This window comes from Neobacillus jeddahensis (assembly GCF_000612625.1).
Classification (GTDB): domain Bacteria; phylum Bacillota; class Bacilli; order Bacillales; family Cytobacillaceae; genus Neobacillus; species Neobacillus jeddahensis.
The window spans coordinates 89,651-115,203 of record NZ_CCAS010000009.1 but is presented as its reverse complement, the minus strand read 5'-3'; the positions used below and the strand labels follow the sequence as shown (position 1 = coordinate 115,203).

The following is a 25,553-nucleotide window of genomic DNA, read 5'->3' as shown; positions in this document are numbered from 1 at the left end:
AAAACACAACACATTTCCCGCCACTGGCCCCTTTATTCACACACCAAAACGGCAATTTGTCCACCTCAGGTGGACAAATTGCCAAAATGTCTTTCTATGGTGCCTGACACTCTTTTACTATTTTTTCCAAATAAGCAAAAATTTCTTGTCGGGTGTCTTCTCTTTTGAGGGCGAGGTCGATGGTGGCTTTGATGTAGCCGATTTTGTCGCCGATGTCGTAGCGATGGCCTTCAAAGTTGTAGGCGAGGACGGCTTGTTGTTTATTTAGTTCGTTTATAGCGTCAGTGAGCTGTAATTCATTTCCTCGTCCTAGTGGAAGATTCTCTAGGATTGAAAATATTTCGGGCTTTAAGACATAACGTCCCATGACAGCAAATCGTGATGGTGCATCCTCACGATTTGGCTTTTCTACTAACGAATCGATGGTTAGGAGATTCGTATCAATCATCGCCGCTTTTGGTTTAATGATTCCATATTTACTAACCTCTTGTTCAGGAACAGGCTGTATCGCTACGATCGAACTATGATAATATTCAAAGACATTGATGAGTTGCTTCAAACACGGAACTTCTGAACTAACCATATCATCACCTAGCATAATAGCAAACGGCTCATCTCCAACAATATTCTTCGCACATAAGATGGCATCGCCAAGACCATTCGGTTCCTTTTGACGAACATAATAGATTTTAGCTAAACAGGATATATGCTGAACCTCCGCTAAAACAGCTAGATTGTTCTTTCGAAAGAGTGTATCCTCAAGCTCGTAGGATTTATCAAAATGATCCTCAATCGACCGTTTTCCTCTGCCCGTAATAATAATGATCTCCTCTATCCCAGATGCAACTGCTTCTTCTACTATATACTGTATAGTTGGTTTATCCACGATCGGCAGCATTTCCTTCGGTAAAGCTTTGGTTGCTGGTAAAAACCGAGTGCCGAGGCCTGCTGCTGGAATAATAGCCTTCCGAACTTTCATTTGCTCTCCTCCCTTCATTAGAGATTCTACAATTTCTAATTTCAAATCAAACCTTTTAATTATGCAATGGTTGATAAACCTTTTTAATAAATTTTTCGATCAATTCAGGGAGGATTTTTCTCCGTCGTGCGATCAATGTACTAACGATTGCCTTCTTCATCTCTTTTCCTACCATCCAGTCATCCGGAATCATTGTGACGATCTCTTCAATAAAAAAGATAGGCATCGTCTGAATGAGTTCAAGATACTCCCAAAAGCTTTGTTCACTCTCAATCGATTGAGCCATCAATTGGTGTGTTGCACTCTTTAATACCTCAACTGGTAACACCTCTAAATCCGATTCATCCCAATTATAGCCACTCAGAATTTCTGCTTGATCTATCATCCAAAGGCGAAATCCATCGGGTTCTTCTGTTTGAAGGAGGATATTTTTGCGGGTTCGGTCACAATTACACACCCAATAGTCTAGTAAAATAATCCCAGCCAATGATTGTGAATTGGTAATCTGAAAGCTTTCCTGTACTTCGTGGCCATTAAAGCAATCTGGAATGTATAATGAGGCAAATTGATACTCCGTTTGCTGCACTTCAGTATGCTCTGGCATTTGAGCTACAAATTCCGGGGGAATCTTGACTAACTTAGAATATGGGACAGGCAACCCTAAATACCGAGCCAAGCAATAGCCAATCCATTCATTTGGTAAGGTTTTTTCAAAGCCGGTCTGAAAGAATTTCACTACATAATCCAATCCATCTGAAAATCGGATTAAGTGCGCATTTGATTTCCCTTCTAATGTTTTGATATAGGCTACTGGGGTTATCATCGTGAATCGCCTTCATCCTCTGCAGTTTGCACATTAAGGGCAACCTTTTTTAATAATTGGATATACTCTTCTGCCACTTTCTGAATCGCAAAATGCCGTTTCACATGATCGATGGCATGTAGCGAAATTTGGCGATGTTTTTCAGGATGATCTAAGACTTCATATATTTGCGTGACCGCATCCTCCACATTTTGCCCTCTAAAAAGCTGACCAGTCACCCCATCAACGACCAATTCCGTGATCGGCATCATGTTCGAAGCAACAACCGGAACGCCACAAATCATCGATTCAATAAAGGTATTTCCGAATGACTCGGATTTGGTTGTTGCGAGCGTGCACCCACCCGATTGACGGATTTTCGCATACACATGGGGCATTTGCTGATAGGGAATGATCGGAAACCATTTGATGATATCCGTTAGCTCCTCTTTATGCCATGCTTCTCGAAATTCATCGCGCTGCACACTCTGCGCACCACCAATGATCCAAATTTCGATATCATTTCGTTCAGTCTTTATCCTTTTGGCCACCTCGATCAGCATAGGCCAATTCTTTCGTTTGTCCAATCTGCCAATCCACCCAATAATCTTTTTTCCATTCGACAGCATCGGGACACTAGTAAAATCAATTTCTTCCAAAGGTAGTTCTCGAAAAAAACTTGTATCTACCCCATTGTAGACGACGTGAATGGGAATCTCATTTGTAAGAATTGACACAATCCGTTTTTGATAATTTGATGGGACGATGATTAGTTCAGGTTCAATTCGCTTAAAGGAATTTAAATGGGGCATAAGCTTGATTAGCTCTGGGGTTCTCGCTTCAATGATGACAGGGCCTTGATATTTTGCCTTTCGAATCCATTTATAAGCTGCACCCGTATCCACCACAATAATGGCATCATACGCGTTATGTTTAATAATTTTTATAATTTCTGACTCATCCTTCGTTAAATAAACAGGCGCAATATCCTGCATGATATGGAGTCCGCCATGATCGGTTGTATACAAAAATTCTGTATCAATCCCATGCTGCTTAAAATAAATCGAGCGGTTCCGCCACCCCGCATTCACTCCGCCTACGGTGAGGAGACGCCAGATTACGAGTACTTTCATTCAGCTTTCTCCTTTTTATATATTCGGGTCCTCCTCATTTTCTCAGTTCCAATGGCAGCTACTTTCTTGAATATCAACTGACATGTTAACTATGATGACGTTTCTTTTCCTTATGTTTCTTTTTATTTCCCTTTGCCTCTTTATGAACTTTTTCTCCACCATATTTTTTCTTTATAGGGTGCTTATCAAAGTCATGGTGTTTTTCACCTGCAAATCGGCGCCCTTCAATCAGGAATCGATCGAGATGGCGGTACTGTCCGTGCTCTAGAGACTTCCAGTACTCATCAATTCTTGTCATAACGGCATCCGGATCTGCACCGCGGGCTAACATGGTTTTAATCCATTCTTCCTTAAACACCTTATGAACCAAACCTGTTAACTGAAGGACATATTGTTCTTCGTCCTCTGTTGTTGCTAATTGCTGACTCATTTTTTTTAGTTTTACTTTATCCTCTTTTTGCGGAAGTAAGACTTGATAAATTTGTCGGGAGAGTTCTTCCATTCGAATGTAGTGCATCCATTCCCCGTATAATTCAGGGGCCATTTCTTGAACATGCGTTAAAAAGACATCCTTATTTTCTTCACCTAAAGAGGTTAATAGTTTTCGGGGATATGGATAAACGCGGTCACGCCACACTGTCCTGGCTACATCAATGACCTTTAACGTACCATCCGGTTGAATGAAAATCTGTCTTTTATGGTGATCAATCCGTTCAAAACCGATTGTTTTAAAAATCACAAGCATTTCAATTAATTTGGCTGAAAGCTCTGGGGTCAGGGGTTGAGATTGGAGGTATTCTCTTAAATCTACCCCATGGATAATATCCATTGCGATATAGAGCGGTCCCTTCGCATGAATGTTCGGAAAAAGACCGCTCCCCTGTCCCAAACTTAAAGCATAGTGTTCACGTTCACAATCTTCTTCATTCCCAAAAACTTTCACACAAATATCTTCAGTCACTTGAAAAACTGCCCCTTGCCGCCCCTTGCCTAACATTTGTAGTGGAGAATTGTTGATGACTTCAACGTCCGCATTGACCATATTTTGTACTTGAATATCTTGTAACCAAAGTTCTAATTGATTCGTATCCACACTTTTCCTCCTGTCTTAGAATCTAACGGTATGGTAGGAATAACATTTTTGATTACCCACTACCATTTATTCTGCTTGTCTATTCAGGGAGTCTTTGATGATGATCATAACGTTGACCCTACCTTAATTGATTACTATAGTTAATTCATGGAGAGGAGAAGATGTAAAGGCAATCGTCCCATAAAACAAAATAATGGACAACACTTGATAAACTATTAAATTGCAAATTCATAACCCTACCTGTTAGTTCTGGGTGCCTGACCCCCTCCGTAACATTACCCCTGTAAGAAGCGTTAAAAATACATGTGTGCCCAGTTTCACTGTGGGTTGGACGTGTGTGTCTTTTTGGGGATCAAGGCAGACGATGTCCATTGCTTTGACTTTTGGGTGCATCGCAGCGACTTGCACGCTCTCTAAAAGTTCAGAAGTTGTCATGCCTCCAGGAGTTGAGGCTGGAACCCCTGGGGCAAAGGCAATATCGAGGACATCCATATCAACCGTCACATAGATAGTATCGACCTTTTCCGCCAATGCTTGTAAAGAGTGACGAACGGTTTCTGCGATGCCCTGTTTTCTGGCCCGGCCAAGTGTAATATAATTGACTCCCTGCTCATCGGCATAATCTTTAAGATCCTTTGTATTGAAAAAACCATGCAAGCCGATGTTGTACATGTCAGAACCGTTGACAACACCACTTTCAATTAGGTTCCGCATCGGCGTCCCATTTGAGGGTCCATTATCCGTCAAATCCCGTAAATCAAAATGGGTATCAAATTGGAGAATCCCGATCCGCTCCTCTGGTTTCGCACGATGCATTCCCTTAACCATCATCGCTGTGATCGAATGGTCGCCACCCACGGCACACACGATCGAACGAGTAAATTCCTTATGGATTAACTCGGATGCTTCGACGATATTATCATGGCAGCGCTGGATATCCGTCACATGCATGGGAACATCACCAGCATCGACTGCTTTCAGTACTGACAAATCCACATCTTCATCCAAATTATAGGTCGTAAACCCCTTCCAAGCCCGTCGAAAGGTATCAGGAAATTCAGAAGCACCTGAAGCACTAATGGATGAACGAGAAAGCGGGATGCCGATCACGACAACATCGGCATCTTTATCCAATTCAGGCTCTGAAGCTGTGAATATAGGTTGAATCCATTCATGCATCTTGGTAACAGCTGTCGAATCATCTGGTCTGACCCATGTAAAACTCGGTGGAATCACTTTAGGATAAAGAAAGCTCTTCAACAATTTGACCTCCCCTTACAACCACCTGACCATTTTTAACCACCGTATCGGTATGATTCACCCCGTATGCATACTGGAGCTTCATATAATTTTCACTATTAAAAATGGTGACATCCCCTTTTTTACCTACTTCTAAACTACCAATCTCATGGCCACGATGAATGGCATGGGCAGCATTGATGGTGGCTGCCGTCAGTACCTCTGCAGGTGTCATCCCCATTTTTAAACAGCCTAAATTCATGATAAACGGAAGCGAAACTGTTGGTGACGAGCCTGGATTACAGTCAGTCGATAGCGCTACGGGGACACCAAGGTCAATCATCTTCCGCCCATTCGCAGACTCTGCCATTAAGAAGTAGGCAGTGCCCGGTAACAATACGCCAACGACTCCCTTCTCAGCCATTGCCTTCATCCCTTTTTCAGACGCTCGTAATAAATGATCGGCCGAAATGGCCCCGACCTCAGCAGCCAGCTCGGCGCCCTCATACGGCTCAATCTCATCTGCATGGATTTTCGGTTTTAAGCCATAGCGCTTCCCAGCTTCAAGAATCAACCTGGATTGCTCTGGAGTAAAGACCCCCTGTTCACAAAACACATCATTAAATTCGGCTAGCCCGCGCTCAGCCACCTCTGGAATCATTTCTTCCATTACCTTGCGAACAAAAGCATCGGGTGCGTCTTTATATTCCTTTGGAACCGCATGGGCACCCATAAAGGTGGAGACGACATCGACGACATGTCTTTCATTTAACTGTTTAGCTACTTCAAGCTGTTTCAACTCGGTTTCCCATTCCATCCCGTAACCACTTTTTGCTTCAACCGTCGTCACACCATGGCGTAAAAATTGATTTAAGCGATCCACACTTTCTTGAAAAAGCTCTTCGTGTGTTGCCGCTTGAGTGCGCCTTGTTGTTGCATGAATACCTCCGCCCGCATTCATGATTTCCATATAAGAAGACCCTTGAAGCCGCATATTAAGTTCATTTTCCCGACTGCCAGCAAACACTAAATGTGTATGCGGGTCGACGAGTCCAGGCGTTACTAGCTTGCCCGTTGCATCGACGACTACCGCCTCAGCCAACCGCGTCGAATATTTTTCAAAAAGGTCTGTATCCTTCCCAACAGCCTGAATGACACCGTCCTCAATCCAGATACTTCCGTCTTCTATGATTCCAAGCTCAGACATCGCTTCTTTTACAAGAGGAGCATGGGAACTCCCCTTTAACGTCACAAGCTGCGAAGCATTTCTGATAAAAATGGCTTTATTCATCCGCATATCATCCTTCACTTGATTAGTCTTGAGGTAGCATTGGCATTTTGATGCCCTTTTCTTTAGCGGTCTTTATGGCAATCTCATAGCCGGCGTCAGCATGACGGACGACACCCATTCCTGGGTCTGTTGTTAATACCCGTTCCAGTCGTACTTCCGCCTCCTTCGTCCCATCCGCGACAATCACCATACCTGAATGCTGGGAATAGCCCATGCCAACGCCTCCACCGTGGTGCAGAGATACCCAACTTGCACCGCCAACAGCATTAATCATTGCATTTAAGATAGGCCAGTCGGAAACCGCGTCACTTCCATCTCGCATCGCTTCCGTTTCCCGATTTGGTGAGGCGACAGAGCCGGCATCTAAATGGTCACGGCCAATGACAATTGGCGCAGACACTTCACCGGACGCTACCATATCATTAATGAGCTTTCCAAACCGTGCCCGATCACCATATCCGAGCCAGCAAATCCGCGCTGGTAGTCCTTGGAAACTAATTTTCTCCTGTGCCATCTTCACCCATTTACACAAATGTTCATCTTCTTCAAACTCACGTAATAATACTTTATCAATTTTTCGGATATCTTCAGGATCCCCTGACAAAGCGGCCCACCGGAATGGACCTTTTCCTTCACAAAATAATGGACGAATATAGGCTGGGACAAAACCTGGAAAACTAAAGGCATTTTCAACCCCTACATCCTTTGCGACCTGGCGGATATTATTGCCATAATCGAACGTAACGGCACCTTTCTCCTGCATGGTTAACATCGCTTTCACATGCGTTGCCATGCTTTGTTTAGCAAGGGCCACATATGTTGTCGGATTATCCTTGCGTAATACCGCTACTTTTTCTAAGGTAAACCCAACAGGGACATAACCGTTTAATGGATCATGTGCCGAGGTTTGATCGGTTAACACGTCCGGGTTGAATCCTTTTTCGATCATCAACGGCAACACTTCCGCCGCATTTCCTAGTAACCCAATCGATAACGGCTTTCCAGCAAGTTTTGCTTCCTGGGCGAGGTTTAAGGCCGTATTGAGATCATCTGTTTTCATATCCAAGTAACCGGTTTCAATCCGACGGTCTATTCTCGTTTCATCAACATCAATCGCTAGACAAACCCCTTCATTCATCGTCACTGCCAATGGCTGGGCCCCACCCATGCCGCCAAGTCCAGCTGTTAGCGTAATCGTATGTTTTAAGCTACCACCGTATGCTTGACGAGCCAGTTCTGCGAAGGTCTCATAAGTACCTTGCACAATTCCCTGACTGCCGATATAGATCCAGCTTCCAGCTGTCATTTGTCCATACATCATCAAGCCCTTTTTATCCAGCTCATGGAAATGCTCCCAATTAGCCCAGGCTGGGACGAGGTTAGAGTTTGCCAGGAGGACACGTGGAGCATCTTTATGTGATTTCCAAACAGCGACCGGTTTTCCCGATTGAATTAACAAGGTTTCGTCATTCTCTAATTCAAGCAAGGATTTAACAATTGCATCATACGATTCCCAGTTCCGTGCTGCCTTCCCAATTCCACCGTATACAACTAGATCCTCTGGTCTTTCGGCCACTTCCCGATCAAGATTGTTCATTAACATCCGTAATGCCGCCTCTTGAATCCAACCCTTTGCATGCAGGTCCGTTCCTTTGTAGTTCTTAATGACACGCTTTTTATCTGTATTGGTCTCCATTGAATCCACTCCCTTTTCATTCATCATCTATGTTTATTATAAAAATAAAACATTCAGAAAAATACGATTCTTAAAACCGATAAAGGATAAAATCAATGGATAAAAACATTATTTTTTTATACAAGCTAGCGCATAATGCTATTTTTTTTATAAAAGGGTAATTTTTATAGGTGATAGCTCTGACCTCCAACGAACCATTCAATGCTGATGCTTTTGCGTGCGGAATTCTCTTGGTGACAGATGATTTGCCTCCTTAAATAGTTTGCTAAAATAATTTGCATTTTGATAGCCAACTAACAGGGCAATTTCTTTAATCGGCTTATTCGTTTCCGTTAATAAACGCTTGGCTTCCTTCATTCTGATCCTTTGCAGTACCTCAGTAAAACTAGCACCTGTCTTGGTTATAAGCAAATGGCTGAAATAAGCAGGATTCCGCTCCACGAATTGGGCCACATCCTCGAGGCGAAGGCGCTGATTCGAAAAATTAGCCTCCAAATACGTGATGCTTCGTTCGATTACATCTTGTTTCCTATTTTGTCGGCATCTCTCCACTCCTAAAAAGATGTTTTGATTAAACAGGATGAGATTCTGGACCGTTCTGTAAAGAACCGTGTCATATAAAATTGAATCAAAAATAGTTCGATAAGCAAGTTCGTAGCTCGGTTCCTCATTCAATTGATACGTCTTCATAAAGCGTCGGATTTGTGCCAAAATACTTGTTAACCTAATTCTGACTAAACCAGGATCCGGGTAGGGGTGCCGTAATTGGAGAAATTCAGCATAAAGCCACTTTTTTATATTTTCCATTTCAAGATTTGTCAGCATATCCACCCACTGCTTTTGCTCTGGTGGAGTTAAAAAAGGGTCAATATGCGCCCATTCTGGAGAAGCATCAAACTCAAACACTTGTCGGTAACCTTGATAGTATGTGAATTCCATCATTTTTCGAGTTTGTAAATATTGTTGATTAAGAGTGAGACCTATTGTCTTTCCTTTATAGACCACAATCGCGAGCGGCTCAGAAGATTCTTCCTCCCACATCCTCATTGCCTTTTGGCATTGCTCCTTGATGTTACGGCACGTTTCATGAAATAGAAGCACAACCATATCACTGAGGACAAAAACCCTCTGTTGGTCTGTAAAAGGGTAATCAGTCAAAAACGTATGTAGTTCCACAATTTTCACATCCATTTCGGTTTGAAACACAGCAATAATGTGTTGTTCAGCTGTAGTTGCCTTCGCAAGAAATAAGTTCTCGTACGAAAGGTCTTTATATGAATGGTGGTGATGATGACTAATTACCTGAACTTTAGTCGTTAGTCTTCGGGACGCTTTTTGATAGGCTGACTTAACCTTTGTTGATGAAAATGGTTTGATGAGCAGATCCAAGGCCTGCATATCAATCGTTGCTCGCGCCTTTTCAAACGTTGCTTCTGCACTTGTTAAAAGAAGAACCGGATTATAGATCAACAACAGATCACGAAACACCGTCCACTCTTCCTTACTAAGCATGTCGAGCTCTAACAGAACGATGTCAGGCGTTTCTTTTTCAAACATACCGATTAATTCCTGATAGTTGGCTGCCAACAAAATGGTTGATACTGGTATAGATGAAGTCTTTAATAACCATTTCAACCCCTCACGCTCATTCAAATCCCGATCCGCAATCAGCCACTTTCCCTCCATATACCGATCACTCCTTCCCCTTCAATTATACATAATAACAACTATTTCAACGATACGAATGATTTTCAATAACTGGGTTAACATAATAAGAAAAATATTTTCCCTGAAGAATTCTCGAAGTCTTTCTTTTTTTTAAATAAACCGAAAAGGTTGTGAATCGTTTGCAGAAAATGGTTATGTTTATGATCGCTCTCCTTACTATTTCCACCCTTAGTCCACCAATTGCAAATGCTCAACTTAATCAAGTGCCCATTCGCGGGATTTATGTAAAGGCCTCGAGCACAAAGGGTGCACCATTTCAAAGATTGCTCGATCTCGTCAAACAAACCGATTTGAACGCGATGGTCATTGATATTAAGGATGACCATGGTAATCTCACTTTTACTCCAGCAAAAAATTCACCATATCTTGCAGCAAGTCGACCTTATATTTCAGACGCCAACAGCCTAATGAACACGCTAGCGGAAAATAACATTTACCCAATTGCCAGAATTGTTGTGTTTAAAGATAATGTCTTATCAAGTACCCATCCAAACTGGTCATTTACAACCAATCGCGGCATTTGGCGGAATTCCCGGGGTGACGCCTTCACGAATCCATATCAAAAGGAAGTTTGGGATTATACGATTGGGATGGCGCTGGAAGCGGTTAAGATTGGTTTTAAGGAAATCCAATTTGACTATGTCCGGTTTCCTGAAAAATTTGAAACCTTCGAGGGTGCACTCCAGTACACAGGGAAAAAAGATGGCAAAGATCGTGTTGATACCGTCACAGCCTTCGTTAAATATGCGAGTGAAAAATTACGGCCCTATGGGGTAAAAGTATCGGTGGACACATTTGGAAACACTACGATTATTCCAGAAGCACCAGGGATTGGACAAAATTTCTCAAAAATTGCACAGCATATTGATGTGATCTCGGCGATGATCTATCCCAGTCATTGGAATGGAAATTTCGGCATCGCCAAACCTGATTTAGAACCATACCGCCTTGTGGGCGAATATGCCAAAGTAGAAAAGAATCGGTTGAACCAACTCCCTAAACCGCCAACATCTAGACCATGGCTTCAGGATTTCACTGCGTCCTGGCTTGGCAAGGGGAATTACAAGATTTATGGGAAGAAGGAAATTGAGGATCAAATTCGCGCCCTCCACGAACAAGGAGTTCAGGAATATTTACTTTGGAATGCGGCCAATGTCTATACACCGAACGTCGATTACACTCCTTTCTAACTGAAAAAAGGACAAATCCTTGTTAGTAGCGGGATTTGTCCTTTTTTTCATCCAATGCTTAAGTTTTTAATTGCGGTCTGGAAAATAAGATGCCTAGGGCCAAACCAAAACCGATGGCGAACAGGTATGTCACCCCGGTGGACAGTGCTAGAAAGTTGATCATGCCCCCATAGTACTCACTTACCATCTTAACCAGTAATGGTTGCATCAATGGTTTATAAATAAGTAAAAATGGAACGAGAATTAATGGAAGGGCTAACCAGTATCGTCCAATGATTTTTTTTATTAATAGAAAATAGATCATCCCCAATACAAGGGCAAATGCATAAACAAATAAATTTATGTATTGTAGTGCTCGATCAGGTTGATCTAAAAATGCCAAAGCAAGTAAGAATAGCAGCCAAAATACGGCCAATCCTATCGAAAGAAGCTGTGTCTTCATCAAAACCTTCATCTCTCTATTCACCTCAAGCCAATTGTTAACCTACCTACTTTACCATAAAATGATCAAAATCGACTATGGGTAAACAGAAATAACCACCATAAAGTTCTCATCATCTCCATTAAAAATCACATTCCCGTTATCGAAAAAAGGACAAGGTGGAGACGTTTTAACGCCCCTTCCTTGTCCTTTTTTTATAGTTGGATAATTTTTATCCGACGTTTAAACCGAAGTCTGTTGCGATGCGAGCTAGTCCACCTTGGTAGCCTGAACCAACAGCTGAGAATTTCCACTCACCATTGTGGCGGTAGAGTTCACCAACAATAATAGCTGTTTCGATAGAAAAATCTTCCCCTAAGTCATAGCGAATAATCTCTTGGTTCGTCTCTTCGTTCACAATTCGGCAGAAGGCATTTGACACTTGTCCAAAGTTTTGAGCGCGTGCTTCTGCATCATGAATGGTAATAACAAAAGAGATTCTTTCGACCTCGGCTGGAACAGCTGTTAGATTCACTTTTACTTGCTCATCGTCGCCATCGCCTTCTCCAGTACGGTTATCACCTGTATGTACAACGGAACCATTTCCGCCTTCGAGCTGATTATAGAATACAAAATCTCGTTCAGACCCACACTTCCCATTGGCATTTAATAGAAAGATACTTGCATCTAAATCGAAATCCTGCCCGCCATCATAGCGATTCGTATCCCAGCCAAGACCTACGACAACCTTGGATAACCCTGGATTGGTTTTCGTTAAATCAACCTTTTGACCTTTAGATAATGATATTGCCATACTAACACCCTTTCAAAATTTTTTATGTCACCTTCAAAAAAGGATAGAAGGACACTCACATTGTGATTTAGTACATAATACGCTTTCAATATGAACCATCTATATCTCTAGTCTACCAATACCTTCCTTCAGTGTACAAAAATAAGCTGTTTTTTACTACCCCCTATTTACAGCAATCCCCTTCTAGTAAAATAAACCTCTCATAAATAAAAGGTTTTGAATTGTGAAAAATGGTTAAATTAAGAAAGTCAAACCACTAATGGAAGGTTATGCTATAATGAACTGTTGGCAAAACTAGAATTGCCGTTTATTTTAAGCAGGGAGCGATTTTTTTATGATAAAAATTGAAATACCAAATCCAGATATCGTGATTACGAAAAGTAAACAACTTGGTGAAAAAGTGGAAGCACCACTTAGCAGTGAATATGGTTTTACGAATTACAACAGAATCCCAAGAGACAAAGGCGGCATCATTTTATTTTTCAACGCCAATGACGATTTGCTTTTTGTAGGAAAAGCACGTAAGTTACGTCCACGAGTGAAGCGCCATTTTGAAGATACCGTATCACCGATCAAAAACTATCGTGATGAGGTATATAAGATTGCCGTCATTACGGTCGAAGAACCCATGGAAAGAGAAATTTATGAAACCTACATCATCAATACTCTGCACGCCAAATACAATATCGACAAAGTTTTCTATAAATAATATGCAAAAGAGCGGGTTTCCAAGAAACCGCTCTTTTTGTTGCTAACTAATATCTCCGTACTTTAAAATCATTTCTTTTTCAATATGACTCGCCCTTATACCGAACTGTGGCCGTAATGGACCAACTTGCTCCCCTAATAAAACCTTAATCGCCGTATAGGGGAGGTTGATTCCGGAAAGACAACTAACATGCATGCCGCCACTCATCCGAGGATTGATCTCCAATAGCTTGGGAACGCCTTTACTATATTTCACCTGGATATTAAACACATAAGGCAATTTATAGGCTTGATGAAACCGATGAGCCAGCTGGATCAGCTCAACACTCTCCACCAACTCGCGTACCCGTCCATCTCCTTTCATTCGAGGAATCGCAGTGAGTAACTGATCTTGCGAAGAAACACAGTCAATACTATACTCACGACCGTCTAAATACTCCAACACCATTAAGTCGGGGAAGGTTTCCTGCTGCCGTAATATGTCACAAGCATGGTTGTACGAAATCCGATAACCAATTCCCTGATGAAACAGTTGACTAATCGAGTCAATTTCATCCTTAATCACTCGAAAACCATTCGCCCCTTCACCAATCACTGGTTTGAAACAAACTTCATGGCCTTTATCCCTAAGCAATTTATACGCCTTTTCAAAATCAGCAATCGTGTTGACAACATAATAATCAGGAATAGAAAAAATTGGCTCCCTCATTAATAAGGTCTGATACGCGGCCGCTTTATTATCTAACTTCTCCATAAGACTAGCATCGGGACAAACAAGCACCTTGACTCCCAATGCTTCAAACTCTCCTAATCGCTTAGAAATAAGAACATTTTCTTTTCGAGGGATAAACAGATCAATCTTATGTTTATGACAAAAATCAAGGCAAAACTTTATATATTCTTCCCCAGAAATGTCGGGCTCGACAAATGCGTAATCACAATTTTGGAGATATAATGCATCTTTATTCGGATGTGTTCCATAAATCGTAAATTCCCGATGATCTTCATTATCTCGAATCATATCAATATAATGTGAAACGGTGGTAAACCAACGATTAAACCAAATCTTCATCTAAATCCTCTTTCTAGTTGTAGTTAAGACCTTTTTCATTATGGACTAACATGCTCCATTTTATAATCAAATTTCACTATGTCCACTCGAGATTTTACCTATGTATGCTGTGAAATGCCATTAAAAAACGTTTCTGCACCAACACCAGAAACGTTCTCATCCTTGATTTCTTCAAATCCTTGTCCAACTCTAACAGACAGACTATACCTAAACCATGCTTTTCAACGGATTCATTTTTGAAGCAAACTCGATAATTGCTTCAACATCTAACTTGGATTGGTCGGAGATAATTCCATCGACTTTTTTTACAATTTGTCGTTCAAAAAAATTCATTTTAGACACTAGGAATTCGCCGCCAAACAATCCCATCGCGTCCGAATTCTTTCGCAATTCCACTGGAAAGGCATTGTTAAATTGTTCTACTGCCATTTCACCTTCGCGCATACAGACGAGAAAGAGACCTAATCGTTTCTCCATTAAGTCGACATGATAAGAATGGATGAATTTTTTAATACTTCGTTGAATCTGCCCAGCATGAATCGAACCACCGATCATGACGGCATCAAAATCGTTAAGGTCAAAAGTTGTTTTATCCCTTTTTAAATCGACTGACACAACTTCCCCGTCCAGATGTTCACTTAAAATGCCAACCACTTTTTCTGTAGTCCCATGGGACGAGCAATACACAATTAAACTTTTCATGCTATTAACTCCTCCTTCATAAAAAAACCAGCCGAGTGACAAACGGAAAGGCTGGGCTGTCATGATCCTCCATTTCATTATAAGTTCTTTTATTACACCTGCATGTAGTAAAGTTGGCAATATTATGACAACTTTTCTATTATTTTAAAGACTTCCTAATAAATCCCCCTATCTCCCGAATGGCTCTCCTTGCTTCAGGAAGTATATCACCACTAATTTGCCAAACATGCCACATACCTTTCCAAACCTTGATCGTCACCTCCACATCCACGCTTCGAGCTCGTGCGGCGAGCGCTTCTGCATCACTTTGCAAAATTTCATGGTTTCCTACTTGAATGAACAAAGGAGGCAAGCCAGTTAAATCAGCAAATATGGGTGATATAAGTGGATGATCATATGGGTGATCTCCAGCATACATACGGACCGCTTGTTTGACAACCTTCAGGTTCAAATACGGATCTAACGTATTATTTTTTCGATAGCTTTCTCCGCTGCTTGTTAAATCGACCCATGGTGACAGACAAACTAGAGCTGCAGGAAGCGGCATATTCTGATCTCGTAACACGAGAGCCGTTGCTAGGCATAAGCCTCCTCCTGCCGAATCTCCGGCAAAAATAATCTGTGCAGGCTGATGCCCATGATCCAAAAGCCACCTATATGCACTAACAGCATCTTCTATTGCAGCAGGAAACGGATGTTCCGGAGCCAATCGATACTCCGGAAAAAGCACCTTCACCCCCGCTGCCTTCCCAATTCTGGCGGCAAGCGGTCGATGGGTATTAGCCGAGCATAAGGCATAGCCGCCGCCGTGTAAATAGAGAATGACTTGATCCTCCCTAGCACCGGCAAAAAATAGCCACTCTGCATGTAACCCGTCAATATTTTCGGATGTCACCCGACAGTTTGTTGGGAGCCTCGCGAGTTTTCTTGCTGCCGCGTCTAACATTTGCCGCTGTTCCACAATTCCTTTACTCCTTACCCCTTTTCTCACCGCCCTCCGCACCGATAACCTAATCGCCCTTTCAAAAAAATGACTCCGAAGACTTGGCATGACCCCTAACTCCCTTATCCATCATTTTGAACTGATTGAAGTTTCACTTTATCCAAATGTTGCTAATTTCATTATACTCGTAAAACCATTAATACATATCCCCAACCAATGAGGAAATCCTGATTTTCGTACCCTTTTTAAAAACATTGTAAATATTCTGTAACAATTCTTCCATTTCGGTCTTCCTATAGTACAATGATCTTAACTAGAACATTTTATGTGGAGGTTGTTGATGAACAGAAGGCCATTAGCCCAATGTTTTATTACATAAGAAGCATCTGATCACAACCATTCATAATGGAAAACTAATTAATTGGAAGGCCTATTGTAAAAGTTGTGATGGGGCTGCATATATTTATATGAAAGACAAATACGATACTTCAACTATTACTGAGGCCCGACATTCGCAGGACTTCTTGGCGTAATTTTAGGAAACACAGATGGCAGGGTCATCGAAGAAATGTTGCATTTATAACTTTTTATGGAGGGGATATTACATGCGCCGGATGTCAAAGCAAGAGAAAAGCTGGGTGTTCTATGATTGGGCAAACTCTGCCTATTCGATCCTCATTACCACTGCCATTTTTCCGTTATATTTTAAAGCGGCCGCGAACCAAGCAGGCCTCTCTGGTTCGCTGTCGACTGCTTATTGGGGCTATGCCAATTCGCTGGCAACACTACTGATATCACTTTGTGCCCCTATTTTAGGGAGCATTGCCGATTTTAAAGGCTTCAAAAAACGCTTTTTTACCTTTTTCTTTGCGCTTGGCATTATTTTCACCTTATTACTTGCTGTTGTCCCAAGCAACCAATGGCTGCTCCTGTTGATCTGTTATATGGTGACCGTCATAGGATTTGGTGGGACTAATATTTTTTACGATGCCTTCCTGGTGGATGTCACATCAGAGGAGCGCATGAATCAGATTTCTTCAAAAGGGTTTGCAATGGGCTATATTGGGAGTACGATACCGTTTATTCTTGGAATTGCTCTCATACTTTTATCACAGGAAGGCATCCTCCCTCTTTCAGTCACTGTCGCTAGTCAGGCGGCATTTGCCATTACCGCCTTATGGTGGGGCTTGTTTACCATCCCAATGTTGAAAAATGTGAAACAGGTTTATTATAAAGAACGTGTGCCAAACCCTGTAGTTAATGGGTTCAAGCAGCTATTCACAACGTTAAAAAAAATTCGGCTGTATCGCCCGCTTTTCTTATTTTTACTGGCGTATTTCTTTTACATTGATGGGGTGAATACGATTATCACCATGTCGACTGCCTACGGGTCGGATTTAGGCATTTCATCTACCAACCTTTTGATTATCTTGTTCGCGACTCAGGTGGTAGCGGCTCCGTTTGCAATTCTCTATGGCAAACTTGCTGATAAATTTAGGGGGAAAACGATGTTGTTAGTGGGGATTGTCGTTTATATCATCATTTGTACGTATGCCTATTTCTTAAAAACGACATTGGACTTCTGGATTCTTGCTATGCTCGTCGGTTCATCTCAAGGCGGAATTCAAGCATTAAGCCGCTCATTCTTTGCGAAACTTGTTCCAAAGGATAGTGCCAATGAATTTTTTGGCTTTTACAGCATTTTTTATAAATTTGCGGCTATTTTAGGCCCCTTTTTAGTTGGTTTAACGGCCCAGATAACCGGTAATACCAATAGCGGTGTTTTTAGTTTAATCATTTTATTCATCATTGGTGGTCTGCTCCTATTGCGTGTTCCCGAGGATACCAATTCTGCCAAAACAAATACATTCTCAGCTTAAAAAGGAAAAGGAAGACCTCAGCTGACAGGTCTTCCTTTTCCTTCATTCTTTTCTATTATTTTTTCATTAATTTCTGAATCGTCACCAAGACCTCATCCAAGACTTCATAATCCCCTTCTTGGATTCTTTCCACCACGCAGCTCTTCATATGGCCTTCCAATAAGATTTTGGCTACGCTGTTGAGAGCCGATTGGGTGGCTGAGATCTGATGAATGACATCATCACAATACGTATCTTTCTCAATCAATCCTTTAATGCCACGAATCTGCCCTTCAATCCGGTTAAGCCTTGTAACCAAATTATTTTTGACCTTATCTGAATGATGGCTTTTCCGCTGACCGCCTTCGACTCCACAACAGGAATTGTCCAACTGTTCTCCTTCTAGTGGCATTAAACCGCCTCCTTTTTGCCTCATTATATCATACCCCCGTATCGTAAAGCGACGTAAGTAAGCCCATCACTATCCAATAGATGATGGGCTTTGGTTTATAGCTTATTGACAATCGTTTCTAAAAATGAAAAGGGAGTTTGGTCCTTTGGAAATAATAGTTGTTCTTTTTCAGACTCTGCTTGTTTGAAAGCCGAGATATCCTTGTGAAGTTGTTCCATTTTACGATCCAGCTGTCCTGCCATGGTGGCTGCATCTTTTAGTTCCTGAATCATATGCTGAGGGACTTCCTTGTTGTATTTATAATAAATTTTGTGTTCTAGACTCGCCCAAAAATCCATAGCAATTGTCCGAATTTGAACTTCTACAAACGTTAATTCCTCACGGTCAGACATAAAGATGGGAATTTCTAAAATGAGGTGTAGACTTTGATAACCGTTTGGTTTGGGATTCTTAATATAATCCTTATAATCGACCACCCGAACGTCTTTTTGATTGGCAATCATCTTACTCAATTCATATATATCCGAAATAAACGAACAGGTAATTCTGATTCCAGCAATATCCCTTATATTATCTTTGATGGCTGCTAAAGAAAAATCATAACCTTTTCGATACACTTTCTTGACAATACTTTCTGGCGATTTTAAACGTGATTTTATATGTTCTATTGGATTGTAGTCGTGAATATAATTAAACTCATCTTTTAAGATATTTATTTTCGTACTCATCTCGTCCAAAGCAAACTTATAGGCCATCATGAACCTCGTCAGTTCAACTTTAAGTGCTTTTAGTTCTTTCATATCAAATCCATGATCGATTTTCAAGCAGTAACATCCTCTCAAGTTGTCCAAGTGTCAACTTATTCTTGTATTTCTATCTCTTGCTTTCGTAATTGTTTTAATACTTCAGGTGGAAAAACCATTCGGCAAATCAAACTAGCCATTTCCTTACAATCAATCTTTCTTCCGCATTGGTTTTCTTTGTCTGGTCCATTCTCCACTAAAACCATGATGGCCCAGGAGAGCGTATCCACATCCATATCCGACCAAGTTAATCCCTGTTCCTGAGCTTGTTGTAAGCCAGAAGTAATACTTTCATGGATTTTCCGTCTTGCCTTTCCTAATACGTCTGCAAGCTCAGGGTCTTTTGCGATCAACTCAGGCAAGACACGATGGAGTCCCACTTCTTCCAGCCGTTTATAATGGGTCTCAAGTAATGAAATCAATACCGTTTCTGGATCACCGGCAATCCAGCTTGGCTCTGGAGGGAGAAAGTTTTCTAATTTATCCTCAAGTAGTGACAGTAACAGCTGCCGTTTATCTGAAAAATAGCGGTAAAAGGTTCCGGTTGCTACCCCTGCATGCGAGGCGATTTCCTTTGCTGTTGTCAGATCATAGCCCTTGGAATTAAACAAAGCATAGCCACTATCAATCAACGCTTTTCTTTTTTGTTGTGCACGTTCCTGTTTTGGGAAAAATGGAAATTCACCAACCAGTTTATCTTCACCGTCTGGCATTATTTATCACCTCGATCCTATCATACCATGTTTTTTTAATTTGAACCATAGTTCATGTTTTTATTGACAGACAACAAAATTTAGTTGATAATTGAACTATGGTTCATGTTATCCTCATATGATTGTTGAACACCCCTTGCAAACTATATGAGAGTAGCATGAACAATTTTTTCTTCATTTTTCTCATAAAGTATGATCCAATAAGCAGGAATTTCAATTTTTTATTCGAATAATGTATATTATCTTGATTACGAATTATTTTTCATCGCCATACACGAATAACAAAATCATTGGAGGGTGTTGATCCTTTTGGCCAATCAATCTGACTCAAAAAAAATCTCTGTTAATTCAACTATTTCGTTAAAGGGAATTGTAAAAGCCATATTCAACGATACCGTTCATGTCCAAATAGGTGGAAAAATAATTCCGATCCCTGCTTCCGATTTCATGATCGAAAAACCAACAAAATAATGTATGGATTATCAGCAGAAAAAAGCCCATCACATTTATGATGGGCTTTCCTGTTGTATTTTGTCAGTATGCTTCAGCACTAACCAGATTTTTAGTTTACCTTCGATTCTACTTTTTGATAACAGTCACAGGTGACAATATGGTCATTCACCATGCCTACTGCCTGCATAAAGGCGTAACAAATCGTCGAGCCGACAAATTTAAAACCACGTTTCTTTAAATCTTTACTTAATTGATCACTGATTTCCGTCGTGGCCGGAACCTCACTCATTGATTTAAAATGATTTTGAATCGGCTTGCCACCAACAAATGACCAAATATAGGTATGAAAAGAACCAAATTCCTCCACGACCCGTAAGTATGCCTTTGCGTTCGTAATGACTGCATTGACTTTCAACTTATTGCGGACAATCCCTTCATTATGTAAAAGCTCTTCTATTTTTTCTTCCTTATAGTGGATGATTTTCTCTACATCAAAATGATCAAAGGCAATGCGGTAATTCTCCCGTTTTTTTAAAATCGTATACCAGCTTAGTCCTGCTTGGGCGCCTTCGAGATTTAAATACTCAAACAACAGCCGATCATCATAAACAGGCACACCCCATTCCTGATCATGGTAATTGATATATAGTGGATCTTGATTAACCCATCCGCATCTATTCATGTATCTCCCACTCCTTATCATTCAATTCACCCTTACCAGGGCATGTCGAATCTCCTCTTTAGTATTACATAGTTCCATTAAAAAAGGTATATATGTTGATTGGAGCGGAAATCAACGTGTCATTTCCTGCCCAAATATGTCCCCTCCCCCATTGATCAGGCATAAACTATCATAATAAATTCAAAAGGGCGGAGTGAGGTATGGGATTATTCATCAATAAACTTGTGCATCCGGAAATGTATAAAAATACGGAGAAACTAAATGAACCCAATCAATCATTAGTAAGAAAGAATGAACTGAGTGCATTTATGACTGAGCAGCAAGAAATCAATAAATTACTTAACCAAATGTTGAAACATGAGCTTGGAGACAAAATAATTCAGTTAAGTGAGCATTATGAGACAATGGCAAGCCAGTTGGGAAAACAGGAGGAAACCACCCACCTATTATCCACTATAATGAATGAGCAACTGGAATTACAACGAGAAGTCGCCGTAAAAATGGCAAAACAAAAGGAAATACATGGCGGGATCTTAAAACGGCTCGACAAACAAGACGCCCTATTGGATAAATTATCACGCCAACTCAATCACATCCGCTCGATTATATTTGAACGGACCAACTATTTAGCAACGAAAATAGACGACGGCTATAAACTAACCTCTTCCTATGTGTATAAATTAATGACAGGCTCCGACCATCCATTAACCTTTTTCTTGTTGAATCAAAAGAAAGAAGAAAATCAACCTCCTCAAGAGTAATAGTACTGAACAAAAGGTTCACTGCTGATCGGGTCGTGAACCTTTTTATTATTTGTAAAATAATTGGAAATAAAAATTCGAATTATGTACAGGCTATAAAGGGGCATTATGGTAATGTCATCTATCCATTTCCAATCGAAAAAACAGGAGGCTTTCTATGACAAATATGTTTGAATCCATGAAAGATCTGTTCGTGCCAATCGTTGACGGCATGGATAAACATCCTCTCCATATTGGCGAGGTTTCCCATCTATGGCTTTTACTAACGTTAATTGAAGAGGGGATTATTGTCTATCAATTAGGTCTTAACACTACGACTGACCCTGACCTCATTCACGCCTTAACCAATGGCGAGCAATCAGCAAAAGAAGTGGCGAAACGGCTCAGGAACTTTTTTATCAAGGAGGGCGTCCCCCTGCCCGCAGCTTCGGAAGATAAACCAAAATCAGACCCAAATTCGGTGCCGCTTGGGGTGAAATATACTGATAGGGAACTAGCTAATTTGGTATCTACTAAGATTGCGGCAGAAATTACCTTAATTGGACAAGGCATAGGGGTATGTATCCGAAATGATGCTTGTCAAATGCTCTTCCAAATCCAAGTTGAATTATTCAAGTATGGTTCATCTTTTAAAAACATGATGAAAAAGCGTGGGTGGATCATTACTCCTCCCTTCTATTCTCCACCAGGCTCACCACAGGACACAACTAAATAACCGTCCATGCGAGCGCATGGACGGGTTTTTGTTTAAAATTCACCTTTATTAAAAATGTCAGTTAGAACTGGTACGATTTGTTTTTTACGAGATACGACACCCTTCAAGGTTGCAGTGTTATTCAATAGTGTTACATTATAAGCTTTTTCCACTGCAGCCGCATTCGACCCTAGCGCTAGACCAACAGAATCATTTGTTAATATATCGGTTACCACAAATAGGAATAAATCAAGGTTCTTTTCTTCGATGATCTTAGTAATGGCTGCTTCAATTTCTTCTTGACGTGAAAGAACATCAGCAGTGTCAACCACGTTCACTTGGGCAATTTCTACTTTACTGCCAGCCATTTCAAAGCCTTTCGCATCAAGGCTTAGAAGCTCTGCTACGGATTTGTCACGAACGTCAGCACCGGCTTTCAACATTTCTAAACCATAGCTTTCAGCATCAACACCCGCAATTGCAGCTAATTCTTTCGCAGCTGCTACATCTTCTGGCGTACAGGTTGGTGATTTGAATAGTAAAGAATCAGAAATAATCGCAGACAGCATTAAACCAGCAATTTCTTTCTTCATTTCCTTGCCATTCTCTTTGTACATTTTATTTAAAATGGTTGCTGTACATCCCACTGGCTCGCAGCGGTAATATAATGGATCGCTTGTTTCAAAGTTAGCGATCCGGTGATGGTCAATTACTTCAAGAACACGAACATCAGCAATATCATTGGCGCTTTGCTGGCGCTCATTATGATCGACTAAAATTACAGTATTCACTTCTGAAGCCACCGCTTCAACAAGACGAGGAACCTCAGCGTTGAATTGGGTAAGGGCAAATTGTGTTTCTCCATTAATTTGACCTAAGCGAACTGGCTCAACGTCCATGCCCAATTGTTTTTTCAAGTCTGCATAAGCGATTGCAGAACAAATTGTATCCGTATCCGGATTTTTATGACCAAATATAAGTACTTTTTCCATGCTACTACTCCCAATCATATAAAATTATGTAGGACATACTATTCCTATCAAAATTATAAAGGAAATGATGACTAGAATCAAAACTAAATATTTTTTTGCTTCAGTCCAATAACCTTTAGTTTGGTTTTGGGCTAAAACTAAAATTAAATTTCATCGAGTATTCAAAAATGTCAGCAGTTAACTTCTTTCTTCGAATTATATTTCCAAATACCAAGATGTCTTGATTATTTATCATAACAGTCAGTTTGTATATATCAATAAAACTTACATCAAATTCAAACTTACTAACAAATTTTATTCCACCAGCACTCATATCAAGAACCAGGATCTGACACAACATTTGTTTAGGATATAATGTAATGGTTTCAATGGTAGCCTGAATCGGATCCTTAAATACCATTCTCTCATAATATCGACGCTCAGAGATATTCACCAAGATTAAACACCCCATAAAAAAATATATGGTGGTTCACGCCACCTTCGCCTTAAAACCAGCTTCTTCCAGTATACTATTGTAGCATATTAAAGGTGGCATGAGTAAAAGTTTAAGATGGTTATCCAAGATTTTTCACCTTACTCATATGAATCAAACATTCATACTATGAACATCTACTGACGTGATGGCGATAGAAGCTGCTTCATTTCATCCTCGGCTAATGGTTTACTAAATAAAAAGCCTTGTGCTTCGTCACAACGATTCTCGCGAAGAATCCCCAATTGATCATTAGTCTCCACGCCTTCAGCAATTACACTTAACCCAAGATTCTGAGCCATTAACAGAATGGTTGTAGCGATATTCTCATCGTCTTTATTTTTCGCTATATCGTTAATAAAGGACCGATCTATTTTTAAATAATCAATCGGGAACTTTTTTAAATAACTAAGCGAACTATATCCCGTCCCAAAATCATCAATTGAAATATTCACGCCCAACCCTTTTAAATCATGTAAAATCTTTGAGGCTTTTTCCACATCCATCGTCATACTTTCTGTAATTTCAATCGTAAGCGATTTCGGATCAATCGCGGTCTCGTTGATAATTTGCGAGATCATTGGTACCAAATTTGGTTGATAGAATTGGCGAATGGAGATGTTCACAGAAATCGTGGACAGAAATAAACCGCTATCCTGCCACTGTTTCATTTGCATACATGCCTTTTTTAACACCATTTCTCCAATCGGAATAATCATTCCCGTTTCTTCGGCAATAGGGATAAACTTATCAGGTGGTACCTTCCCACGAAAAGGATTTTCCCAGCGAATTAAAGCCTCGACCCCAGTAATCTCATTTTTCCCAAGATCAATAATCGGCTGATAATGGAGAATAAATTCATTTTTTTCAATCGCTTTTCTTAATTCATTTTCAATCTCTAAACGGTCAGAAATCTTTTTTTCAAGCTTTAAATGATAAAATTGAGCATTGTTTCTTCCTTCTTTTTTCGCTTGATCCATCGCGATATCCGCTTTTCTAATCAGATCATCAGCGTTGTCGGCATCGGGTGGATACAGACTAATGCCAATGCTCGGGGTAATGAAGATTTCATGACCTTCAATCATAAATGGCTTGACGAATGTATTGGATATCCGCTTGGCAATCAAGGAAATCTCCTGCCTTGATACATTATTTAATAAAATAAGAAATTCATCACTTCCCTGTCTTGCCGCAACATCATTATTCCGGATGCACGAATTGATCCGCTGCGAGACACGGGTTAACAATTTATCGCCAATGTGGTAGCCCAGGTGCTCATTGATCAGTCGGAAACGATCTAGGTCAAGATACATCATCCCTAGAAGCTTCCCCTGTGGTTTTTTATAAAGATTAATCGCAATCGTTACTTTCTCTTCAAATTGTTGTCTGTTAGGCATACCTGTTAAATCATCATGGGAACTCAAAGTGTTCCGAGCTGTCCCAACGATTGCCAAGACCCTATTATCATCCATCACGATGGGAATGGTAGAACAAAATATCGTTACGTCTTTTCCTTGTTTGGTCTGAATCGTCGTGCTAAAGCTTTCATGATTTCCTTGAACGATCCTTTCAAAAAGTTGAAAAACCCCATCAATGGCATGATTCTCGACTAGTGGCATAAAAGACATTTGAAGTGCCTCTTCTTTTGAATACCCTGTTAACTTCACGGCTGCATCATTAAACATAATAAAGTTACCTTCCAAATTTAAAGCGAAACAGGCATCATGGTGGTAATCAAAAAGTGACTTATAAATTTTGAAAAGAGGATTTACTTCAAACGTAGTTTTCACTTGCAACACCATTTCTTCCTATGTAATATTTTTTGGATAGACCTCCATCATTGTTATCGGAAAAAGCGAACAATTGTTTAATTTCAAATACAAAAAAACACCCTTATTTGA

26 protein-coding genes are annotated in these 25,553 nt (G+C 40.6%); 6 read left to right on the top strand and 20 right to left on the bottom strand.

Going from position 1 to position 25,553, the window contains the following annotated elements; genetic code table 11:
• Window positions 1-94: 94 nt before the first annotated feature.
• The 8 genes from galU to TY15_RS06600 all read right to left on the bottom strand — a co-directional run bounded on the left by galU (window position 95) and on the right by TY15_RS06600 (window position 9,919).
• Window positions 95-979, bottom strand: coding sequence for a UTP--glucose-1-phosphate uridylyltransferase GalU (gene galU, locus TY15_RS06635; RefSeq protein ID WP_040209322.1), 885 nt, complete (start codon window positions 977-979; stop codon window positions 95-97).
• A 55-nt stretch (window positions 980-1,034) separates the two neighbouring features.
• Window positions 1,035-1,802: a HipA family kinase gene (locus tag TY15_RS06630; RefSeq protein ID WP_040209323.1), complete on the bottom strand. Its 768-nt coding sequence runs from the start codon at window positions 1,800-1,802 to the stop codon at window positions 1,035-1,037.
• The gene (locus TY15_RS06625; protein ID WP_040209325.1) at window positions 1,799-2,914 is read right to left on the bottom strand and encodes a glycosyltransferase family 4 protein; all 1,116 of its coding nucleotides are present in this window, start codon (window positions 2,912-2,914) and stop codon (window positions 1,799-1,801) included. Before TY15_RS06625 ends, TY15_RS06630 begins: the two co-directional genes overlap by 4 nt.
• 85 nt (window positions 2,915-2,999) lie before the next feature.
• The gene (locus TY15_RS06620; protein WP_040209326.1) at window positions 3,000-4,007 is read right to left on the bottom strand and encodes a serine/threonine-protein kinase; all 1,008 of its coding nucleotides are present in this window, start codon (window positions 4,005-4,007) and stop codon (window positions 3,000-3,002) included.
• Between the two features lie 243 nt (window positions 4,008-4,250).
• Window positions 4,251-5,267 (bottom strand): agmatinase family protein, encoded by a 1,017-nt coding sequence (locus TY15_RS06615; protein ID WP_040209327.1) that lies wholly within the window; start codon window positions 5,265-5,267, stop codon window positions 4,251-4,253.
• Window positions 5,245-6,537, bottom strand: a complete 1,293-nt coding sequence (gene hutI / locus TY15_RS06610; RefSeq protein ID WP_040209328.1) for an imidazolonepropionase — start codon at window positions 6,535-6,537, stop codon at window positions 5,245-5,247. Before hutI ends, TY15_RS06615 begins: the two co-directional genes overlap by 23 nt.
• Window positions 6,538-6,559: 22 nt before the next feature.
• Complete coding sequence (gene hutU, locus TY15_RS06605; protein ID WP_040209329.1) at window positions 6,560-8,233, bottom strand: urocanate hydratase; 1,674 nt, start codon at window positions 8,231-8,233, stop codon at window positions 6,560-6,562.
• A gap of 198 nt (window positions 8,234-8,431) precedes the next feature.
• On the bottom strand, window positions 8,432-9,919 hold the full coding sequence (locus TY15_RS06600) for a helix-turn-helix domain-containing protein (protein WP_040209331.1): 1,488 nt from the start codon (window positions 9,917-9,919) through the stop codon (window positions 8,432-8,434).
• Window positions 9,920-10,089: 170 nt separating this feature from the next.
• On the opposite strand from TY15_RS06600, the gene TY15_RS06595 reads away from it, so the two are divergent.
• A complete protein-coding gene (locus TY15_RS06595) occupies window positions 10,090-11,151 on the top strand; it encodes a putative glycoside hydrolase (protein ID WP_081799349.1) in 1,062 nt (353 codons plus the stop codon).
• Between the two features lie 58 nt (window positions 11,152-11,209).
• Here TY15_RS06595 and TY15_RS06590 read toward each other — a convergent pair whose 3' ends face one another.
• Both TY15_RS06590 and TY15_RS06585 read right to left on the bottom strand, forming a co-directional pair.
• The gene (locus tag TY15_RS06590; protein WP_040209335.1) at window positions 11,210-11,605 is read right to left on the bottom strand and encodes a hypothetical protein; all 396 of its coding nucleotides are present in this window, start codon (window positions 11,603-11,605) and stop codon (window positions 11,210-11,212) included.
• Between the two features lie 199 nt (window positions 11,606-11,804).
• Window positions 11,805-12,386, bottom strand: a complete 582-nt coding sequence (locus TY15_RS06585; RefSeq protein WP_040209337.1) for a TerD family protein — start codon at window positions 12,384-12,386, stop codon at window positions 11,805-11,807.
• 334 nt (window positions 12,387-12,720) lie between these two features.
• Between TY15_RS06585 and TY15_RS06580 the strand changes: the two genes are divergently transcribed.
• On the top strand, window positions 12,721-13,095 hold the full coding sequence (locus tag TY15_RS06580; RefSeq protein ID WP_040209338.1) for a nucleotide excision repair endonuclease: 375 nt from the start codon (window positions 12,721-12,723) through the stop codon (window positions 13,093-13,095).
• Window positions 13,096-13,137: 42 nt separating this feature from the next.
• Here TY15_RS06580 and TY15_RS06575 read toward each other — a convergent pair whose 3' ends face one another.
• From TY15_RS06575 to TY15_RS06565, 3 genes are all read right to left on the bottom strand, one after another.
• A complete protein-coding gene (locus TY15_RS06575; protein ID WP_040209339.1) occupies window positions 13,138-14,166 on the bottom strand; it encodes an ATP-grasp domain-containing protein in 1,029 nt (342 codons plus the stop codon).
• A gap of 207 nt (window positions 14,167-14,373) precedes the next feature.
• Entirely contained in the window at window positions 14,374-14,868 is a 495-nt protein-coding gene (locus TY15_RS06570) for a flavodoxin domain-containing protein (RefSeq protein WP_040209340.1), read from the bottom strand.
• Between the two features lie 139 nt (window positions 14,869-15,007).
• On the bottom strand, window positions 15,008-15,829 hold the full coding sequence (locus tag TY15_RS06565) for an alpha/beta hydrolase (protein ID WP_179301872.1): 822 nt from the start codon (window positions 15,827-15,829) through the stop codon (window positions 15,008-15,010).
• A gap of 587 nt (window positions 15,830-16,416) precedes the next feature.
• Here TY15_RS06565 and TY15_RS06560 point away from each other — a divergent pair.
• Window positions 16,417-17,691 (top strand): MFS transporter, encoded by a 1,275-nt coding sequence (locus TY15_RS06560; protein WP_040209342.1) that lies wholly within the window; start codon window positions 16,417-16,419, stop codon window positions 17,689-17,691.
• A gap of 55 nt (window positions 17,692-17,746) precedes the next feature.
• Here TY15_RS06560 and TY15_RS06555 read toward each other — a convergent pair whose 3' ends face one another.
• The 3 genes from TY15_RS06555 to TY15_RS06545 all read right to left on the bottom strand — a co-directional run bounded on the left by TY15_RS06555 (window position 17,747) and on the right by TY15_RS06545 (window position 19,598).
• Window positions 17,747-18,082: a metal-sensitive transcriptional regulator gene (locus TY15_RS06555; RefSeq protein WP_040209343.1), complete on the bottom strand. Its 336-nt coding sequence runs from the start codon at window positions 18,080-18,082 to the stop codon at window positions 17,747-17,749.
• Between the two features lie 95 nt (window positions 18,083-18,177).
• Window positions 18,178-18,882, bottom strand: a complete 705-nt coding sequence (locus TY15_RS06550) for a GTP pyrophosphokinase (protein ID WP_096911920.1) — start codon at window positions 18,880-18,882, stop codon at window positions 18,178-18,180.
• Between the two features lie 59 nt (window positions 18,883-18,941).
• Window positions 18,942-19,598 (bottom strand): TetR/AcrR family transcriptional regulator, encoded by a 657-nt coding sequence (locus tag TY15_RS06545; RefSeq protein ID WP_040209345.1) that lies wholly within the window; start codon window positions 19,596-19,598, stop codon window positions 18,942-18,944.
• Window positions 19,599-19,907: 309 nt separating this feature from the next.
• Between TY15_RS06545 and TY15_RS24625 the strand changes: the two genes are divergently transcribed.
• A complete protein-coding gene (locus TY15_RS24625) occupies window positions 19,908-20,069 on the top strand; it encodes a hypothetical protein (protein ID WP_179301873.1) in 162 nt (53 codons plus the stop codon).
• Between the two features lie 91 nt (window positions 20,070-20,160).
• Here the strand turns inward: TY15_RS24625 and TY15_RS06540 are convergent, their stop codons facing one another.
• Entirely contained in the window at window positions 20,161-20,733 is a 573-nt protein-coding gene (locus tag TY15_RS06540; protein ID WP_040209346.1) for a DNA-3-methyladenine glycosylase I, read from the bottom strand.
• A 200-nt stretch (window positions 20,734-20,933) separates the two neighbouring features.
• On the opposite strand from TY15_RS06540, the gene TY15_RS06535 reads away from it, so the two are divergent.
• Window positions 20,934-21,494, top strand: coding sequence for a hypothetical protein (locus TY15_RS06535; RefSeq protein WP_052353719.1), 561 nt, complete (start codon window positions 20,934-20,936; stop codon window positions 21,492-21,494).
• A gap of 157 nt (window positions 21,495-21,651) precedes the next feature.
• The gene (locus tag TY15_RS06530; RefSeq protein ID WP_040209347.1) at window positions 21,652-22,209 is read left to right on the top strand and encodes a DUF3231 family protein; all 558 of its coding nucleotides are present in this window, start codon (window positions 21,652-21,654) and stop codon (window positions 22,207-22,209) included.
• A gap of 32 nt (window positions 22,210-22,241) precedes the next feature.
• On the opposite strand, the gene TY15_RS06525 is transcribed toward TY15_RS06530, so the two are convergent.
• The 3 genes from TY15_RS06525 to TY15_RS06515 form a co-directional block, all read right to left on the bottom strand.
• Window positions 22,242-23,180 carry a manganese-dependent inorganic pyrophosphatase gene (locus tag TY15_RS06525; protein ID WP_040209349.1) on the bottom strand — a complete coding sequence of 313 codons (939 nt, stop codon included), beginning with the start codon at window positions 23,178-23,180 and terminating at the stop codon, window positions 22,242-22,244.
• A gap of 115 nt (window positions 23,181-23,295) precedes the next feature.
• Complete coding sequence (locus TY15_RS06520) at window positions 23,296-23,613, bottom strand: PilZ domain-containing protein (RefSeq protein ID WP_142305404.1); 318 nt, start codon at window positions 23,611-23,613, stop codon at window positions 23,296-23,298.
• 176 nt (window positions 23,614-23,789) lie between these two features.
• Window positions 23,790-25,442, bottom strand: a complete 1,653-nt coding sequence (locus tag TY15_RS06515) for an EAL domain-containing protein (RefSeq protein ID WP_244440892.1) — start codon at window positions 25,440-25,442, stop codon at window positions 23,790-23,792.
• Window positions 25,443-25,553 lie beyond the last annotated feature (111 nt).